Genomic DNA, 15,440 nt, shown 5'->3' with positions numbered 1-15,440 from the left:
TAGGCGGGGATTGGCGCATCTCCAAGCCCCGTTCGCGCTGAGCCTGTCGAAGCGCCTGCCGCTGCGGTCGAGAGTGCGGGTCCGGCCCTTCGACAAGCTCAGGGCAAACGGGTTGGGGAGCGCTTCAGAGACTCGCGACGGTTTTGAGGAAATCGGCGATCTTGTCCTTGTCCTTGACCCCCGGGGCGCTTTCGACGCCGGAGGAGACGTCGACCAGCCGGGCGCCGCTGATTGCTGCGGCCTCGGCGACATTGTCCGCATCGAGGCCGCCGGACAGCGCCCAAGGGAGCGGGTGGGAAAAGTCCTGGAGCAGCGTCCAGTCGAAGCGCAGGCCCATGCCGCCGGGGAGCTTCGCGTCTTCCGGGGTCTTGGCGTCGTAGAGGATGCGCTGTGCCGCGCCGCGAAAGGCGTGGGCTGTTTCGAGATCGGTGCGGGTCTTGACCGCGACCGCCGCCCAGACGGGCAGGCGGGTGCGGGCGCCGATCGCGGCGGCGCGTTCGGGGGTGGCCCGGTGCAGCTGGATCGCGTCAAGCCGTGCGGCGGCGATCGCCTGGTCGAGCAAGGCATCTTCCGGATCGACGAACACGCCGACGCGGCCGACCGCGTCGGGCACGCGGGCGGCGAGCCCGGCCGACTGGTCGAGGGTGACATGGCGCGGCGAGGGCGGGAAGAACACGAAGCCGACATGACTCGCGCCGCCGGCGACCGCCGCGTCGAGCGTCGCGGGTGTCGAGAGTCCGCAGATCTTGGCTGTGACGGGCATCGATCGCCCCTTTGGCCCTATAGAAGCGATTTGACCAGCACCGTCATCGTCAGCGGCGAATCAAGCGGGACGGGGAAGGGGCGGGTTTCGCCCGATCTGGTGTAGCCGTGGCGCTCGTACCAGGCGATCAGCTCGACGCGGCGGTCGATCACCGTCATTTCGATGCGCGTCGCGGCAAAGGTGTCGCGGGCGGTGGCTTCGGCGGCGGCGATGAGCTGTTTGCCGATGCCTCGTGCCTGGATGTCGGGATCGACGCAGAGCAGGCCGAGATAGGCGAGGCCGTTATCGCGGCTCGCGACATTGACGCAGCCGAGCATGGTGTCGCCGTCGAGCGCGATCAGCAACCGGCTGTCGCCGTCGATCAGCGTGGCGAGCGTGTCGAGATCGGTCCGTGCGTCGCTGAGCATATCGGCCTCATGCGTCCAGCCCTGTCGCGCGGAGTCGCCGCGATAGGCGCGTTCGATCACGGGGTGGAGGCGGGGGAGGTCGGTGAGGGCGGCGGCGCGGACTTCTATTCTCGTCATGCTTTGGTCAAACGTTCACCCGCTCGCGCTAACGCAGCACCAAGCACGCTCCCGAGCACCCAGACTGGTGAGAGTTCCCACAGCACAAGAGCTGCAAAATAAGCCCAGCCGGTACAGGCGTCGCCTACGCAGCGACCCAATACATCCCAAACTATAACCGGTGCGGCCGAGACGGCTGCTGGTCCTATGAGAAATAGGAAAAGTAGCGACCAACGGAGCCTCTGGACCTTAATGGCAGCGAGATAGCCAGCACCTAAGCTCGATACGACAAATAAAATTAGTATCGTAAGTGGACCGCCTTGCAGCATCCTAAAGCGTCGCCTCGATCTCGCGTGCGGCGAGGTCGGGGTCGTCGGCCTGCGTGATCGGGCGGCCGATCACCAGGATCGAGGCGCCGGCGTCGAGCGCGGCGCGGGGGGTGACGACGCGCTTCTGGTCGCCTGCATTGCCATTGGCGGGGCGGACGCCGGGGACGACGAAGAAGCCGTCCTTCCACGCGGCGTGCGCGGCCTTCACTTCCTCGCCCGAGCAGACGATGCCGTCGACTCCCGCAGACTTTGCGAGTTCGGCGAGGCGGACGACCTGTTCGTGCGGATCGGGGCTGAGGCCGATCGAGCGCAGGTCGTTCGCATCGAGGCTGGTGAGCATCGTCACCGCGACGACCTTCGTGCCCGTTGGCGCTGCGGCCTTGGCATCCTCGAGCATCGCACGGCCGCCGGCGGCGTGGACGGTAATGATCGCGGGTTCGAGCGGGCGGAGCGCCTGCACCGCCTTGCCCACCGTATTGGGGATGTCGTGGAATTTGAGGTCGAGGAAGATCGGCAGGCCGATTTCCGCCATTTCGTGAACGCCGTGGCGGCCATTGGCCATGAAGAATTCAAGGCCCAGCTTGATCCCGCCGACATGATGGCGGACGCGTGTGGCGATCGCCTTTGCGCGGTCGATGTCGGGGGTGTCTAGGGCGACGAAGATCGGGCTCATGGTGCGGCCGGTGTCTGGGACGGTGTGGGAGCGGTGGGCGCTTCGGGCGCGGGGGCCGGATCTGGATCGGGCATCGGCGCTGGCGAGGGAGTTGGAACCGGGCGCAGATCTTCGATCGTCCGCTCGAGCATCGCGATCCGGCTGCGGTTACGCCAGCGCATCGTGTGGTGAATGACCAAAATCGGCAGCAGCCCGCCCAGATAGACGAGGAGCAGCAGGAAGGGGAGGTTCACATCTGCGACCAAACCGCTCCACAGCCGGATTTCGACCGGGTGCCAGTTGGTGACCGCGAACGCCGCCACCAGGCCCAGGATCAGGAACCAGAACAAAGCCTTCAGAAACTGCATCCGCCGCGATCATCCCGATTGTTGCGCACCCGCTTTAGGACGGGGATGCGCACTTGGCCAGACTCACCCGATTTCGGTGCGCAACTGCTCGAACAGGCCGGGGACGGCGGCGAGGCGCGGCTGCTCCTCGTCGAGGATCGCCAGGAAGATGTCGCGCTTGATCGTTGCGACGCGGCCTGCGGGCAGGCGGGTGGCCGCGGGCAGGGTCGAGAGCATGATGTCGATCAGTCGGTCGGCGCCGTGCAAGCGGCCCCAGAGATAGTCGTTTTCGCGATAGGCGCGGCTGAAGAATGCGCCGAAATTGTGGAACTGGATGCCCTTCAGCGTCGCCTGAGCCCCGCCACTGCGGATCGCCGTGGCGTCGTCGGGGGAAATGCGATCGACGCGGATCGGGTCGAATTCGTTCAGCCCCTCGCCCTGCAGCATCGGCAGGGTAGCGATATCGAAAAAGGGAAAGCCGAGATAGGCGAGCAGCATCGGGCGACGCAGTTCACGCGGGAGATGGCTCAGACCTTCGGAGAGTCGTTGATCGGTATCGGCGTCGAGCGTGCGCAGGTCCATGCGCGAGGCGAGCTCGTCGATCAGCGCGCCGATATCGGTATCCGTGGTACGGATGGATTCGCGCATCCCCAGAAACGGGTCGGCGCGCTGGCATTCGAGATAGCCTGCGAGCGATTCGTAGATCGCGTTGCGGATCGGTCGCAGTTCGGCGAGCTTGTGCTCCTGATCCAGTTCGGTCGCACGGCGGGCAAGGAGGCGCAGACGGCGGATGCGGAAGCCGACATCATGGGCGCGGAGCAGGTCGAGCGTGGCGGCGCTGGCCGATCCGCTGTGGTGCGATCCGAAATCGTCGGCGCCGCGCCGGACGATTTCCGCCCAGATCCGGTCGCGCAGCCGCTGCCATTTGTCCTGCCCGCGCTGGTCCCCGATCTGGTGCAGATGCGTCGCGATACGATCGGCGACGCCTTCGGCCTTGAGCAATCCATAGGCGGCATGGCCATAGCCCGCGCGCGATGCCGCCGCGACCTGCGCCCGACCGCGCCAGCCCGAGAGCCGCTTGGGGGTTGGATAGTCGAGGAACAGCGTGTAGCCGAACAGCGATTCAACCTGCGATTCCACCTCCGCGCGGATGCGGTCGATCACGCCCAGCATCCGCTCGATCCGCGCCGAACGCTGGCTGATCGCCTCCAGATTGTCGCGGATCGGCTGTTGCCGGGGCAGTTCGGAGAGCGCGCCGATGATCGTCTGGAAAAAGCCCGGGGCCTCGGGCGGGCCGTCATTGTAGAAGCCGATGCGATAGCCGGGCGTGGGATCGATGAAGACGAAACGCCGGTCGATCTGGCGACGTGCGGGGCGTTCCTTCAGCGCGTCCATCGCCGGGCGGAAGGGGGCGTTGGCGAGCACCGATCCGTCGATCAGCGCCGCCTTGTCCACCGCCCCCGCCGCGAACTGTCGGGGCAGGGCATGTTCGAGGAAGGCGCTGCGCCCGGGCCAGCTCATCTTGCGATCGGCCAATACCGCATCGATCTCCGCGACGGTCGCGGGCGGGAAGGCGCCGGGAAAGCTGGAGGTTGCGCGCGCGGCGAAGGCGAGTTCCGCGGCATGGGCGAAGGGTTCGGTATCGCGGCCATTGTCGCTGAACGAAAAGACGAGGCGATGTTCGGTCTCGACCACTTCGGGCGGAGAGTTGAGCCGTAACCGCTCTGGATGGCCGCCAAAGTCGGTGACGGTGACGAACAGGTCGAGCGGCTGGCCGGGCGGAAGCAGGCGCGGGCCGCATGGCGCGCGTTCCATCGCATCGAACGCATCGAGCATCATGTTGAGCAATTGCTTGCCGCCAAAGGGCGGCTCGAACCAGCGCGAACGGACGAAGCGTTCGAGCTTGGCGCGCACCTCGGCGCGGGCGGCGGGCTCGACCGTTTCGTCGACGTCCGAACCGCGTCCCGCGACCATCCAGGCGATCGGCAGCGCCCAGACCTTGGCCAGCCGATGCGAGGGGCCGTGATCGGGGTTCAGCAGTGCCTCCACATCCGCCACCTCCAGCCACAGATCGGTCAGCGGATCGAGCGACTGGCCGGTCGCCAGCGCCTGGGACAGGAACACGCCGTTGATCCCGCCTGCGCTGGCCCCCGCGACGATATCGACCATGACGCGCAAATGCATGTCGGCATGGGTGCCGATTTCGTCGAGCAGTGCGTGGTAGATGCGCTCGCTCGGCCCCGGCGAGGCTTCGCCGTCGCGATGCGCGCGGCTGGCGCGGGAGAGGTGCCAGATTTCCTTGGTGATGCCGTGCATGTACACCGCGAGGCTGATGCCGCCATAGCAGACGAGCGCGAGGCGAAGCTCCTTGTCCTGCACTGCGCTCTCAGCCCCGCTTGATCCGCGCCCAGACGGGCAGATGGTCGGATGCGGTGCGCGCCGCCGCGCTGTCGTTCACCCCGCAATCCTCCACCGTCAGATCGCTGGAGACCATGATCCGGTCAAGCCGCGCGACCGGGCGGCGGGCGTGAAAGGAGCGGCCCGTCGGCGCGAAGCTGAACTCTCTCCCGAAATCGCGCAGGCACCCCGATTGCGCGCTCCAGTCGTTGAGATCGCCCATCATCACCGTGGGCATCGCACGGTCGCACGCGCCGATATGGGTCAGGATCGCATGGGCCTGGCGCCGCCGCCACAGGCCCGACAGGTCGAGATGCATACCGACCACCCGGAGCAACTCGCCGCCGATGCGCAAATCCGCCATCACCGCGCCGCGCGGCTCGAGCGCGGGGAGGTGGACGATCTCGCAATCGAGGATCTGCGCATCCTTTCGCACGAGGATCGCATTGCCGTGCCAGCCCATGCTGCCATGACGCACGCCAAAGGACACGGCCTTCCAGGGGCTGTGCTCGTCGAGCATGTGCGGAGAGATGACGCCCTGGCGCTGGCCGAAGCGGCGGTCGCATTCCTGGAGCGCGATCACATCGGCATCGATCTCGCGCAGCACTTCGAGCGTGCGCTCGGGACGGCGGCGACGGTCGGTACCGATCGCCTTGCGCATATTGTAGCTGGCAACTTTCAGCATCGGCCCTGTTTGGGGCTCCCGAAGCGGCGAGGCAAGGGTGCGGTCAGGCAGGGACGGGCGGAAATTGCATGGGTTCTTGCCCACGGGCCTCGGCTGCGGCGGCGGTGAGGTTGCGCGCGGTGGCCTCTGCCGCATCGGGGGTCAGCGCGATTGCCAGGCCCCCCGGTCCCTCGAGCAGGACGATGCCTGCCTCCGCGCTTGCTGTCCCCCCCTGCCGATGCGGTTCAAGTCCCTGGCCGTCCATGGCGTATATCTTCCCTGTTGCCGAGACCGGGCTTAACGCGGAAGAAATGCAAAATATCCCCGAAATCCGTCACTTCGTCGGATAAGCGGCGATTAACGACCGCCGGCCTCGAGCAGGCGGCGGGGCGCGACCAGTTCCCAGCTGATCGCGACGCGATCGCCGACCCGGTCCCAATCGAGGTCGGGGGCGTCGAGATGGATGCCAACCCAGCCCGACGGGCCGAAATAGGGCGGGCGGTAATAGAGGTCAGGCTCCATCTCGATGAGCATTTCCTGTTCCTCCGGCCCGCTCGTCTTGACGATGGCGGAGGTGACATCGTCGCCATGATGCGCGTGCCAGAAATAGGCGAACATCTTGCCCTTGGTGATGAAGAAGGCAGGCATCCCGTGCGAGAGCTTCTCGTTTGCCTCTGGCAATGCGAGCGCGATCGCACGGAGTTTTTCCAACGCGACGCTCGCTTCGGGGCTCATCTGCTCAGCCATTGTGCGACAATGCGGGGATAGAGTTTGTGTTCCTCGGCAAGGACGCGCTGCGCGAGGGTATCGGCGGTGTCGCCGGGAAGGATCGGCACCTTCGACTGACCCAGCACCGCGCCGCCATCCAGTTCCTCGGTAACGATGTGGACCGAACAGCCGCCATGGCTGTCGCCTGCCTCGATCGCGCGCGCGTGGGTGTCGAGGCCCTTATAGTTGGGGAGCAGGGAAGGGTGGATGTTGACGATATGTCCGCGCCAGCGCGCGACGAAAGCGTCGGAGAGGAGGCGCATATAGCCGGCAAGGGCGATCGCCTCGACCCCGTGGCTGCGCAGGGCGGCGTCGATCTGCGATTCGTAATCGGCTTTGGCCAGGCCCTTGGGCGATCGGGCAAAGGTGGCGATTCCCTGTCCCGCCGCCCAGGCCAGGCCGGCGGCTTCGGGCTTGTCGGAGGCGACGAGGGCGACCGAATAAGGGCTGCCGGGGACGCGTGATCCTTCGACCAGCGCCTGCATGTTCGATCCGCGGCCGGAGATGAGGATGCCGAGCTTATGGGTCATTACAGCCGTTGGTGCTGAGCTTGTCGAAGCACGGTTCTTCTTCGCAACATCGGGTGGGTGACGCCCTTCGACAAGCTCAGGGCAAACGGACGTCAGTGGGTATGCGTCGCTTCCCAGTCGGCGCGCGCGCTCCAGGTCTCGGCGCTGCCGGTGACGGTGCAGCCGCGCTGGCCCGTTTCGATCGTGCCGATGCGGTGGACGGACTCGCCCGCAGCTTCCAGCGCCGCCGCGACCGCGTCCGCCTGATCCGCCGCGACGACCGCGACCATGCCGATGCCGCAGTTGAAGGTGCGCGCCATTTCCTGCGGCTCGATATTTCCCTGGGCCTGGAGGAACGCCATCAGCCGCGGTTGGGCCCAGCTGTCGGCATCGACGCGGGCGTGGCAGCCTTCGGGCAGGACGCGCGGGATATTCTCGAGCAGTCCGCCGCCGGTGATATGGGCGAGGCCGTGGATCCGTCCCGCCTTCAGCAGCGGGAGCAGCGATTTCACATAGATGCGGGTCGGCGCCATCAACGCGTCGCGCAGGATCGTTTCGTGATCGAACGGGGCGGGGCGGTCCAGCTTCCAGCCCTTGTCCGCGGCGAGGCGGCGTACCAGCGAATAGCCGTTGGAATGGACGCCGGTCGAGGCGAGGCCGAGCATGACGTCGCCGGGTGCGATCTTCTTGCCGTCGAGCAACTGGTCGCGCTCGACCGCGCCGACGCAGAAGCCTGCCAAGTCATAGTCGCCATCGGCGTACATGCCGGGCATCTCTGCGGTCTCGCCGCCGATCAACGCGCAACCCGCCTGCTTGCAGCCTTCCGCGATGCTCGCGATGACGCGTTCGGCGACGCCACCGACCAGCTTGCCGGTGGCGAAATAATCGAGGAAGAAGAGCGGTTCGGCCCCCTGAACGATCAGATCGTTGGCGCACATCGCGACGAGATCCACGCCGACGCCGTCATGGCTGTCATGCTCGATCGCCAGTTTGAGCTTGGTGCCGACGCCGTCATTGGCGGCGACCAGCAGTGGATCGGTGAAGCCCGCCGCCTTGAGGTCGAACAGGCCGCCGAACCCGCCGAGATCGGCGTCGGCGCCGGGACGGCGCGTCGCGCGGGCGAGCGGGGCGATGGCCTTGACCAGCGCATTGCCGGCGTCGATCGAGACGCCCGCCTGGGCGTAGGTATAGGACTCGGGATCGGTCATGTGAGGCGCCTAGCCACATCGCGCTTGGATTTCCATGTCCTCTTCGCCAAAAGGGCGCGGAATGTCAGTACGTCCTTCCCCCGCCATCGCCGCGATCGGCATCGCCGCGCTGCTTGCGTCCGCCGGATTCGCCGTTGCGCAATCGGGCAAGGGCGCGGCCAAGGTCGATTCGAGCCGCGAGGCGGGCGACAGTTCGGGCAGTTTCGAGGTGAGCGGCGTCGATGTCGATGTGCGCGGCAAGAATGCCGAGGCGGCCCGGCTGGGCGGCTGGCGGCTGGCGCAGCGCAAGGCATGGGGGATGCTGGCGCAGCGACTGGCCGGGCGCAGTTCGAGCCTGTCCGATTCGGCGCTTGACGGGATGGTCACCGGCATCGTCGTCGAAAATGAGCAGATCGGCCCCAACCGCTATGTCGCGCGGCTTGGCGTGTTGTTCGATCGCGGGCGCGCGGCGTCGATCCTGGGCGTGGGCGGCCAGATGATGCGATCGCCGCCGATGCTGCTGGTGCCGGTGCAGATTTCCGGCGGTGTGCATCGCGTGTTCGAGGGCAACAGCGCCTTTGCCGAGGGCTGGGGGCGGTTCCGTACTGGCAACAGTTCGATCGACTATGTCCGGCCCAATGGCACCGGCCCGGACCGCCTGCTGATGAATGCGGGGCAGGTGGCGCGGCGCGGACGCGGCTGGTGGCGGTCGATCCTGGATCAATATGGCGCGCACGACATCCTGATCCCGACCGTCGAGCTGCGGCGTGCCTATCCGGGCGGACCGATCACCGGCGTCTTCACCGCCGGACACGGGCCGGACAACCGGATGCTGGCGCAATTCGTGCTGCGGGTGAATGACGGCAATGCGCTCCCCGCGCTGATCGACGCGGGCATCGCACGGATCGACAGGGCATATCAGGATGCGTTGCGCGCGGGCGTGCTGAAGGCCGATCGGCTGCTAATCACCGAACCCCCCAAGCCGGAGGTCCCCGTCGAGGAAACCGGGGAGGAAGTGCCCATCGAGACCGGCGAGACCCCGGTGGTGCCGACCGGCGCGGTCTATACAATCCAGTTCGAGACTCCGACCGTCGGCGCATTGACCGGCGGCGAGGCGGCGTTGCGCGGCGTTCCGGGCGTGAGTTCGGCGATCACCACCAGCACCGCGCTGGGCGGCGTGTCGCTGATGCGCGTCACCTATGACGGCAGCCAGGCGTCGTTGCGGTCGGCGCTTCAGGCGCGCGGATGGCAGGTCGAGGAGGGCGCGGGCGTGTTGCGCATCCGTCGCGGAGGAGCCAATCCGGCGCCGCCGCCACCCGCACCACCGGCATCCTCGCCGATCCCCGAAAGCGGAGCAGACGGGCCGGAATGAGCCAGCTTTCCCTGCCGCTCGCCCGATATCCCGGCGCGCGCGAGGACAGGTTCCTGATCGGTGAGTCCAATGCCGATGCGGTCCGGATGCTGGAGCGCTGGGCGACCTGGCCGGTGATGGCCGGGATCATCACCGGGCCGCGCAAATCCGGACGCAGCACGCTGGCGCGAACGATGGCAACGCGCAGCGGCGGAACGATGATCGACGATGCCGACCGGCAGGACGAGACCGCGCTGTTCCACGCCTGGAACACGGCGCAGGCGGAGCACAAGCCGTTGTTTCTGGTCGCGGATCACGTCCCCCCGGCCTGGAGCGTGCGGCTGCCCGACCTGCGATCGCGGCTGGGGGCCAGCGTGGTCGCGCGGATCGGGGCGCCGGACGATGCGCTGGCGCACGATATCTTCGCACTTTTGCTGGAGCGTCATGAACTTGTCGCGACTCCCGATCTAGTGGCCTGGGTGATACGCCGGATCGAACGGACGCATCTTGCGATCCTGCGTGCCGCCGAGGCGCTGGAAGAGGATGCGAGCCGTCGCGGCAACCGGCGCTTGTCGATTCCCACGGCGCGGGCCACATTGACACAGGCCGCGCTGCTCCGTGAGGCAGCCGACCCAAGCTGAACGAGGACGCATGTCGACCCGCGCGCACGCCAAGACCGAAAAGACCCTCAACACGGGTGAATTGTCGACTGCGGCGGTTCCCGAAGCGCGTTATTTCAACCGCGAGCTTTCCTGGCTGGCGTTCAACCGCCGGGTGATGGAGGAGGCGTGCAATCCCGCCCATCCGATGCTGGAGCGGCTGCGCTTCCTGTCGATATCCGGCTCCAACCTCGACGAATTCTTCATGGTTCGCGTCGCGGGGCTCAAGGGCCAGCAGATGCAGGAGGTGGAGGCGCATTCGACCGACGGACTGACCCCTGGGCAGCAATTGGCCGCGATCGTCGCCGATGCCAGCAACCTGGTGAGCAGTCAGCAGGCGGTGTGGCACGAGATTCGCAGCGCGCTTGGCGAGCGCGGGATCGAGGTGCTGGACGGCGACGCGCTGACCGGGGAGATCGCGCAATGGGTCGAGGAGCATTTCCGGCTCCAGATCTTCCCGATCCTGACGCCACAGGCGCTTGATCCGTCGCATCCCTTTCCGTTCATCCCCAATAAGGGGTTGAGCGTCATCTTCGACCTTGTCCGCGCCAGCGATGGCGAGGCGGTGCGCGAGCTGGTGCTGCTTCCCGCCGCGACGCCACGCTTCGTGCGGATTCCGGGCGATGTCGCGCGTTACGTGTCGGTAGAGACGTTGCTCAAGCGTTTTGCGCCGCAGCTGTTCCCCGGGTTCGAGATCCGCAAGTCCGCGACCTTCCGCGTGCTGCGCGACAGCGATATCGAGCTTGAGGAAGAGGCCGAAGACCTGGTCCTGTATTTCCGCACCGCGATCAAGCGCCGCCGCCGCGGCCGCGTGATCCGGCTGGAGATGGAGGAGGGTATCGATCCGGGGCTGGAGGCGGTGCTCAAGGAGGAACTGGGCGGCAGCGACGCGCTGTTGACCGAGACCGGCGGGTTTCTGGGCATCGGCGACCTGGCCTCGATCGTCGAGGAGGACCGGCCCGACCTCAAATTCTCGCCCTATGCCGCCCGTTTTCCCGAACGAATCCGCGAATATGACGGTGATTGTTTCGCGGCGATCCGCGCCAAGGACATCGTCATCCATCACCCCTATGAGACGTTCGACGTGGTGCTGGCCTATCTGCGCCAGGCGGCGAGCGATCCCGATGTCGTTGCGATCAAGCAGACGCTGTACCGCGCAGGCAAGCAATCGGCGGTGATCCAGGCGCTGATCGCCGCAGCAGAGGCCGGCAAGTCGGTGACCGCCGTGGTCGAGATCAAGGCGCGGTTCGACGAGGAGCAGAATCTGCTCTGGGCCAGCGCGCTCGAACGCGCGGGCGTGCAGGTCATCTATGGCTTCACCAGCTGGAAGACCCATGCCAAGATTTCGATGGTGGTGCGGCGCGAGGGCGACGAATTCCGAACTTACTGCCACTTCGGCACGGGGAATTATCACCCGATCACCGCGCGCATCTATACCGATTTGAGCTTCTTCACCGCCGACCCGCGCATGGGCCGCGATGCCGCGAAGATCTTCAACTACGTCACCGGCTATGTCGAGCCGCAGGATCTGGAACTGCTGACCGTCTCGCCCCGTCATTTGCGCGAGCGGCTGATCGAGCTGGTCGATCGCGAGATCGCCAATGCGCTGGCGGGGAAGCCTGCGGCGATCTGGGCGAAGATGAACAGCCTGGTCGATCCGGTGATGATCGAGAAATTGTACGAGGCGAGCAACGCGGGGGTCGAGATCGACCTGGTCATCCGTGGCATATGCTGCCTGCGCCCCGGAGTCCCCGGGATGTCCGAGCATATCCACGTCAAGTCGGTCGTCGGCCGGTTCCTGGAGCACAGCCGCATCTGGGCGTTCGGCAATGGCAAGGCGCTGCCCAATGACGGGGCGGAGGTGTTCATCTCGTCCGCCGACTGGATGCCACGCAACTTCGACCGTCGGGTGGAGTTCATGCTTCCGATCCTGAACCCCACGGTCCACGATCAGGTGCTCGACCAGGTGATGGTCGCCAATCTGATCGACACCGAGCAAAGCTGGGACCTGCAGCCCGATGGCCGATATGTGCGCGACGAACCCGGCGAGAAGCCGTTCAATCTGCACCGCTATTTCATGACCAATCCGTCGCTGTCGGGGCGCGGCGCGGCGCTGGAATCGAGCGGGGCGGTGCCCAAGCTGTCGCTGCGTCGCTGGCGCGCGGAGCGGGGCGCTTGAGCGTTTCCGCCCTGATCTTTCGCCGCCCGCGCACCGATGCGACGCCGCAGACCCGTCGCACCGGCATTATCGACATCGGATCGAACTCGATCCGGCTGGTCGTCTATGACGGGTCGGCACGATTGCCCGCGACGCTGTTCAACGAAAAGGTGATGGCGGGGCTGGGGCGCTCGCTCGCGGAAACGGGGGCGATCGGAGAGGAAGCGCTTGCCCTTGCGACGACCGCGTTGGCGCGTTTTTCGAGCCTGGCGCGCGAGATGGAGGTCGATTCGCTGCGCACGGTGGCGACCGCTGCGGTGCGCGAGGCGAGCAATGGTGACCGGCTGATCGAAATCGCAAACGCACTCGGCCTCAAGGTCGAGCTGCTGTCGGGCGAGGCCGAGGCGGTGGCCGCAGGCTATGGCGTGCTGTCGGGCATTCCGGAGGCTGACGGCATCGTCGGCGATCTGGGCGGTGGGTCGCTGGAGCTGGTGCGCGTGGTGGCGGGGACGGTGACCGATCGCGTGTCCTTCCCCCTCGGCGTGCTGCGGCTCGAAGCGATCCGCGCGCAGGGCAAGGGGGTGCTCGACAAGACCGTAGAGCGGATGCTGGGCGAGGCGGGGTGGAGCAAACGGGGCGAGGGCCTGCCTTTTTATCTTGTCGGCGGATCATGGCGTGCGCTGGCGCGGCTCGACATGCATCTCAGCGGCTATCCGCTGCCGGTGATCCATGAATATGCGATGCCCGCAGCGACGGTGACGCGCCTGCAGCGGACGATCGCGCAAATGGGGAAGAGCCGGATCCGCGCCGTGCCGAACCTGTCTTCGGGGCGTGTCGCAACGATGGAACATGCCGCTGCGCTGCTCGGCGTGCTCATCCGGCATTTGGGGAGCGCCGAGACGGTCGCCTCCGCATTCGGGCTGCGCGAAGGACTGCTTTATGGCGAGTTGAGCGCCGAGGAGCGGCGCGAGGACCCCCTGGTCGTCGCCACGCGCGACGAGGCGCGGCGATCGGGGCGGTTTCCCGAACATGGCGACCTGCTGGACCGGTGGATCGCGCCGCTGTTCGCGGACGATATCGAGGAACTGGCGCGGCTGCGCCATGCCGCCTGCCTTCTCGCCGATGTCGGATGGCGCGCCAATCCGGAATTTCGCGCCGAACGCGGCCTTGAGATCGCGCTGCACGGGAACTGGGTGGGGATCGACGCGCGGGGACGTGCGATCGTGGCACAGGCGCTGTTCACCTCATTGGGCGGCGGGCTCGAATCGCCTGCGCCGGTCGGGCAACTGGCCCTGCCCGACGATCTGGAGCGTGCGCGGCTCTGGGGGCTGGCGATGCGGCTGGGACAGCGGCTGTCGGGCGGCGTCGCGGGACCGTTGCGGCGATCGTCGATCTGCGTCGAAGACGAGCGGCTGACGCTAAGGCTGGGCGAGGACGACGCGCCGCTTTATGGCGAGGCGGTGGAGAAGCGCCACCGCGCGCTTGCGGGAGCGCTGGGGCTGACGGCGGATGTCGCGGTTGGGGGGTAGGCTATTCGCCTCCCAAGCGTTCCGATCCCCGTTCGCCCTGAGCTTGTCGAAGGGCTGATCCCAGCGCCCCTGTGGCTTGCGGCCCTTCGACAAGCTCAGGGCAAACGGACGTGATGCGCGCTGTTGACCGGACCGGGTTCACCCGCAGCGCAGTGCCTTAATCGTGTTCACATCGTCCAGCTCGACGTTCAGCCGATCGCTGCGGAAATCCATGGTCACCGCCTGACCCGGGCGGATGACGCGGACGGTGCGGGCGCCCGAGCGCTGCTTTGCGCGCTCGATCACGCGCGGCTTTGCCTCACGGCCGACCAGCGCCTGAACGCGATCGGCATTGCACTCGCGGATGCCGGTGCCGGGCCCAGGGCGTTCTTCGACACAGGCGACAAGGCCGACCGGAAGGGCAAGGGCGAGCAGGGCGGTTGCGGCTTTCATGGAACGGGCTCCTCGGTTCGGGTCATCTTGAGCTTACCATTGCGCACGGTGAACCCAAGCTGACCCTCGACCAGCGCAAGCGCATCGCGGCCGAACTGTTCGAAGCGCCAGCCGCGCAGGATCGCCAGATCGTCGCGCTGCCCCGCCGCCAGCGCTTCGAGATCGTCGGTGCGTGCGAGCAGGCGGGCGGCGACGTTGATGTCGCGCGCGCGGATCTTGAGCAGCAGCTTGAGCAGGTCGGCGACCAGCGCACCTTCCTTGCCCAGCGGGAGCTTGCGGTCGTCGCGGGCGGGCAGTTCGTCGCTCGGCATCGGCGTGGCGGCTTCAAGCGCGGCCATCAGCCGCCCGCCTATATCGTTGCCGCCCCATGAGGCGGAAAGGCCGCGTACGCGGGTGAGATCGGCCTGCTTTCGCGGCGGATTGCCGGCGAGATCGGCGATCGTCTCGTCCTTGACGATGCGGCCGCGCGGCAGGTTCTTCTGCTGCGCCTCGCGTTCACGCCATGCGGCGAGCGCCTTGAGACGGCCCAGCACTTCGGCCTTGCGGCTGGAGATGCGGATGCGTTGCCATGCCTGTTCGGGGTCGTTGCGGTAGTTTTCGGGATCGGCGATCCGCTCCATCTCCTCGTCCAGCCAGGCGCCGCGCCCGGTCTTTTTGAGCTTGGCGAGCATCTTGGGAAAGATTTCGGAGAGGTGGGTCACATCGGCGATCGCATAATCGATCTGGCGCTTGTCGAGTGGTCGGCGCGACCAGTCGGTGAAGCGCGCGCCCTTGTCCACGCTGATGCCGAGATAGGTCTCGACGAGGTTGGAATAGCCGATCTGCTCACCCTGACCCAGCGCCATCGCCGCGACCTGGGTATCGAACAGCGGGTGGGGCGTCTTGCCGGTCAGGTTGTAGACAATCTCGAGGTCCTGGCCGCCGGCGTGGAAGACCTTGAGCACGTCTTCATTGTTGACCAGCAGGTCGAGCAACGGGGTCATGTCGAGCCCCGGCGCCATCGGATCGATCGCCGCGGCCTCGTTGGTGTCGGCGATCTGGATCAGGCACAGTTCGGGGTAGAAGGTGTTTTCCCGCATGAACTCGGTATCCACCGTGATGAACGGTTGCTGCGCGAGGCGGGTGCAGAGATTGGCAAGCGTTGCCGAGTCTTCGATCAGGCCGTGAATATGCATCGCAGGCCCATAGCCGC

The 15,440-nt window shown here is 66.7% G+C and carries 16 protein-coding genes; 4 read left to right on the top strand and 12 right to left on the bottom strand.

Going from position 1 to position 15,440, the window contains the following annotated elements; all coding sequences use genetic code 11:
- Nucleotides 1-124: 124 nt before the first annotated feature.
- From FPZ54_RS05190 to purM, 10 genes are all read right to left on the bottom strand, one after another.
- Complete coding sequence (locus FPZ54_RS05190) at nt 125-763, bottom strand: phosphoribosylanthranilate isomerase (protein WP_145845500.1); 639 nt, start codon at nt 761-763, stop codon at nt 125-127.
- 17 nt (nt 764-780) lie between these two features.
- On the bottom strand, nt 781-1,287 hold the full coding sequence (locus FPZ54_RS05185) for a GNAT family N-acetyltransferase (protein WP_186456923.1): 507 nt from the start codon (nt 1,285-1,287) through the stop codon (nt 781-783).
- Between the two features lie 309 nt (nt 1,288-1,596).
- Entirely contained in the window at nt 1,597-2,268 is a 672-nt protein-coding gene (gene pyrF, locus FPZ54_RS05180; RefSeq protein WP_145845499.1) for an orotidine-5'-phosphate decarboxylase, read from the bottom strand.
- Nucleotides 2,265-2,615, bottom strand: a complete 351-nt coding sequence (locus tag FPZ54_RS05175) for a hypothetical protein (protein WP_145845498.1) — start codon at nt 2,613-2,615, stop codon at nt 2,265-2,267. The genes pyrF and FPZ54_RS05175 overlap by 4 nt, the downstream gene beginning before the upstream one ends.
- 63 nt (nt 2,616-2,678) lie before the next feature.
- Complete coding sequence (locus tag FPZ54_RS05170) at nt 2,679-4,973, bottom strand: patatin-like protein (RefSeq protein WP_145845497.1); 2,295 nt, start codon at nt 4,971-4,973, stop codon at nt 2,679-2,681.
- A gap of 7 nt (nt 4,974-4,980) precedes the next feature.
- Nucleotides 4,981-5,676, bottom strand: a complete 696-nt coding sequence (locus FPZ54_RS05165; RefSeq protein WP_145845496.1) for an endonuclease/exonuclease/phosphatase family protein — start codon at nt 5,674-5,676, stop codon at nt 4,981-4,983.
- A 43-nt stretch (nt 5,677-5,719) separates the two neighbouring features.
- Nucleotides 5,720-5,920 (bottom strand): hypothetical protein, encoded by a 201-nt coding sequence (locus tag FPZ54_RS05160; RefSeq protein WP_145845495.1) that lies wholly within the window; start codon nt 5,918-5,920, stop codon nt 5,720-5,722.
- A gap of 92 nt (nt 5,921-6,012) precedes the next feature.
- Nucleotides 6,013-6,390 (bottom strand): MmcQ/YjbR family DNA-binding protein, encoded by a 378-nt coding sequence (locus FPZ54_RS05155; protein ID WP_145849586.1) that lies wholly within the window; start codon nt 6,388-6,390, stop codon nt 6,013-6,015.
- Nucleotides 6,387-6,953 carry a phosphoribosylglycinamide formyltransferase gene (purN, locus tag FPZ54_RS05150; RefSeq protein ID WP_145845494.1) on the bottom strand — a complete coding sequence of 189 codons (567 nt, stop codon included), beginning with the start codon at nt 6,951-6,953 and terminating at the stop codon, nt 6,387-6,389. The genes FPZ54_RS05155 and purN overlap by 4 nt, the downstream gene beginning before the upstream one ends.
- Nucleotides 6,954-7,045: 92 nt before the next feature.
- Complete coding sequence (gene purM, locus FPZ54_RS05145) at nt 7,046-8,140, bottom strand: phosphoribosylformylglycinamidine cyclo-ligase (RefSeq protein ID WP_145845493.1); 1,095 nt, start codon at nt 8,138-8,140, stop codon at nt 7,046-7,048.
- Between the two features lie 61 nt (nt 8,141-8,201).
- On the opposite strand from purM, the gene FPZ54_RS05140 reads away from it, so the two are divergent.
- From FPZ54_RS05140 to FPZ54_RS05125, 4 genes are read left to right on the top strand one after another with little or no spacing between them, the layout of a single operon-like run.
- The gene (locus tag FPZ54_RS05140; protein WP_186456922.1) at nt 8,202-9,491 is read left to right on the top strand and encodes a heavy-metal-associated domain-containing protein; all 1,290 of its coding nucleotides are present in this window, start codon (nt 8,202-8,204) and stop codon (nt 9,489-9,491) included.
- Nucleotides 9,488-10,111: a P-loop NTPase family protein gene (locus tag FPZ54_RS05135; RefSeq protein ID WP_145845492.1), complete on the top strand. Its 624-nt coding sequence runs from the start codon at nt 9,488-9,490 to the stop codon at nt 10,109-10,111. The genes FPZ54_RS05140 and FPZ54_RS05135 overlap by 4 nt, the downstream gene beginning before the upstream one ends.
- 10 nt (nt 10,112-10,121) lie before the next feature.
- Nucleotides 10,122-12,308 (top strand): RNA degradosome polyphosphate kinase, encoded by a 2,187-nt coding sequence (locus FPZ54_RS05130; protein WP_145845490.1) that lies wholly within the window; start codon nt 10,122-10,124, stop codon nt 12,306-12,308.
- Nucleotides 12,305-13,816, top strand: coding sequence for a Ppx/GppA family phosphatase (locus tag FPZ54_RS05125; protein WP_186456921.1), 1,512 nt, complete (start codon nt 12,305-12,307; stop codon nt 13,814-13,816). The genes FPZ54_RS05130 and FPZ54_RS05125 overlap by 4 nt, the downstream gene beginning before the upstream one ends.
- A gap of 138 nt (nt 13,817-13,954) precedes the next feature.
- Here FPZ54_RS05125 and FPZ54_RS05120 read toward each other — a convergent pair whose 3' ends face one another.
- Entirely contained in the window at nt 13,955-14,248 is a 294-nt protein-coding gene (locus tag FPZ54_RS05120) for an I78 family peptidase inhibitor (protein WP_145845489.1), read from the bottom strand.
- Entirely contained in the window at nt 14,245-15,423 is a 1,179-nt protein-coding gene (gene rnd, locus FPZ54_RS05115) for a ribonuclease D (RefSeq protein WP_145845488.1), read from the bottom strand. Before rnd ends, FPZ54_RS05120 begins: the two co-directional genes overlap by 4 nt.
- Between the last annotated feature and the right edge of the window lie 17 nt (nt 15,424-15,440).

The organism is Sphingomonas suaedae, from assembly GCF_007833215.1.
GTDB lineage: Bacteria > Pseudomonadota > Alphaproteobacteria > Sphingomonadales > Sphingomonadaceae > Sphingomonas > Sphingomonas suaedae.
The sequence above is the reverse complement of the archived record's forward strand: the minus strand, read 5'-3'. Positions and strand labels throughout refer to the sequence as shown.

Bases quoted from the DNA above. Each gene is read 5' to 3' on its own strand.
- FPZ54_RS05155 (WP_145849586.1), bottom strand. From the start codon at position 6,390: ATGAGCCCCGAAGCGAGCGTCGCGTTGGAAAAACTCCGTGCGATCGCG.
- FPZ54_RS05160 (WP_145845495.1), bottom strand. From the start codon at position 5,920: ATGGACGGCCAGGGACTTGAACCGCATCGGCAGGGGGGGACAGCAAGC.
- purN (WP_145845494.1), bottom strand. From the start codon at position 6,953: ATGACCCATAAGCTCGGCATCCTCATCTCCGGCCGCGGATCGAACATG.
- FPZ54_RS05165 (WP_145845496.1), bottom strand. From the start codon at position 5,676: ATGCTGAAAGTTGCCAGCTACAATATGCGCAAGGCGATCGGTACCGAC.
- purM (WP_145845493.1), bottom strand. From the start codon at position 8,140: ATGACCGATCCCGAGTCCTATACCTACGCCCAGGCGGGCGTCTCGATC.
- FPZ54_RS05175 (WP_145845498.1), bottom strand. From the start codon at position 2,615: ATGCAGTTTCTGAAGGCTTTGTTCTGGTTCCTGATCCTGGGCCTGGTG.
- FPZ54_RS05190 (WP_145845500.1), bottom strand. From the start codon at position 763: ATGCCCGTCACAGCCAAGATCTGCGGACTCTCGACACCCGCGACGCTC.
- pyrF (WP_145845499.1), bottom strand. From the start codon at position 2,268: ATGAGCCCGATCTTCGTCGCCCTAGACACCCCCGACATCGACCGCGCA.
- FPZ54_RS05120 (WP_145845489.1), bottom strand. From the start codon at position 14,248: ATGAAAGCCGCAACCGCCCTGCTCGCCCTTGCCCTTCCGGTCGGCCTT.
- FPZ54_RS05185 (WP_186456923.1), bottom strand. From the start codon at position 1,287: ATGACGAGAATAGAAGTCCGCGCCGCCGCCCTCACCGACCTCCCCCGC.
- FPZ54_RS05140 (WP_186456922.1), top strand. From the start codon at position 8,202: ATGTCAGTACGTCCTTCCCCCGCCATCGCCGCGATCGGCATCGCCGCG.
- rnd (WP_145845488.1), bottom strand. From the start codon at position 15,423: ATGCATATTCACGGCCTGATCGAAGACTCGGCAACGCTTGCCAATCTC.
- FPZ54_RS05130 (WP_145845490.1), top strand. From the start codon at position 10,122: ATGTCGACCCGCGCGCACGCCAAGACCGAAAAGACCCTCAACACGGGT.
- FPZ54_RS05135 (WP_145845492.1), top strand. From the start codon at position 9,488: ATGAGCCAGCTTTCCCTGCCGCTCGCCCGATATCCCGGCGCGCGCGAG.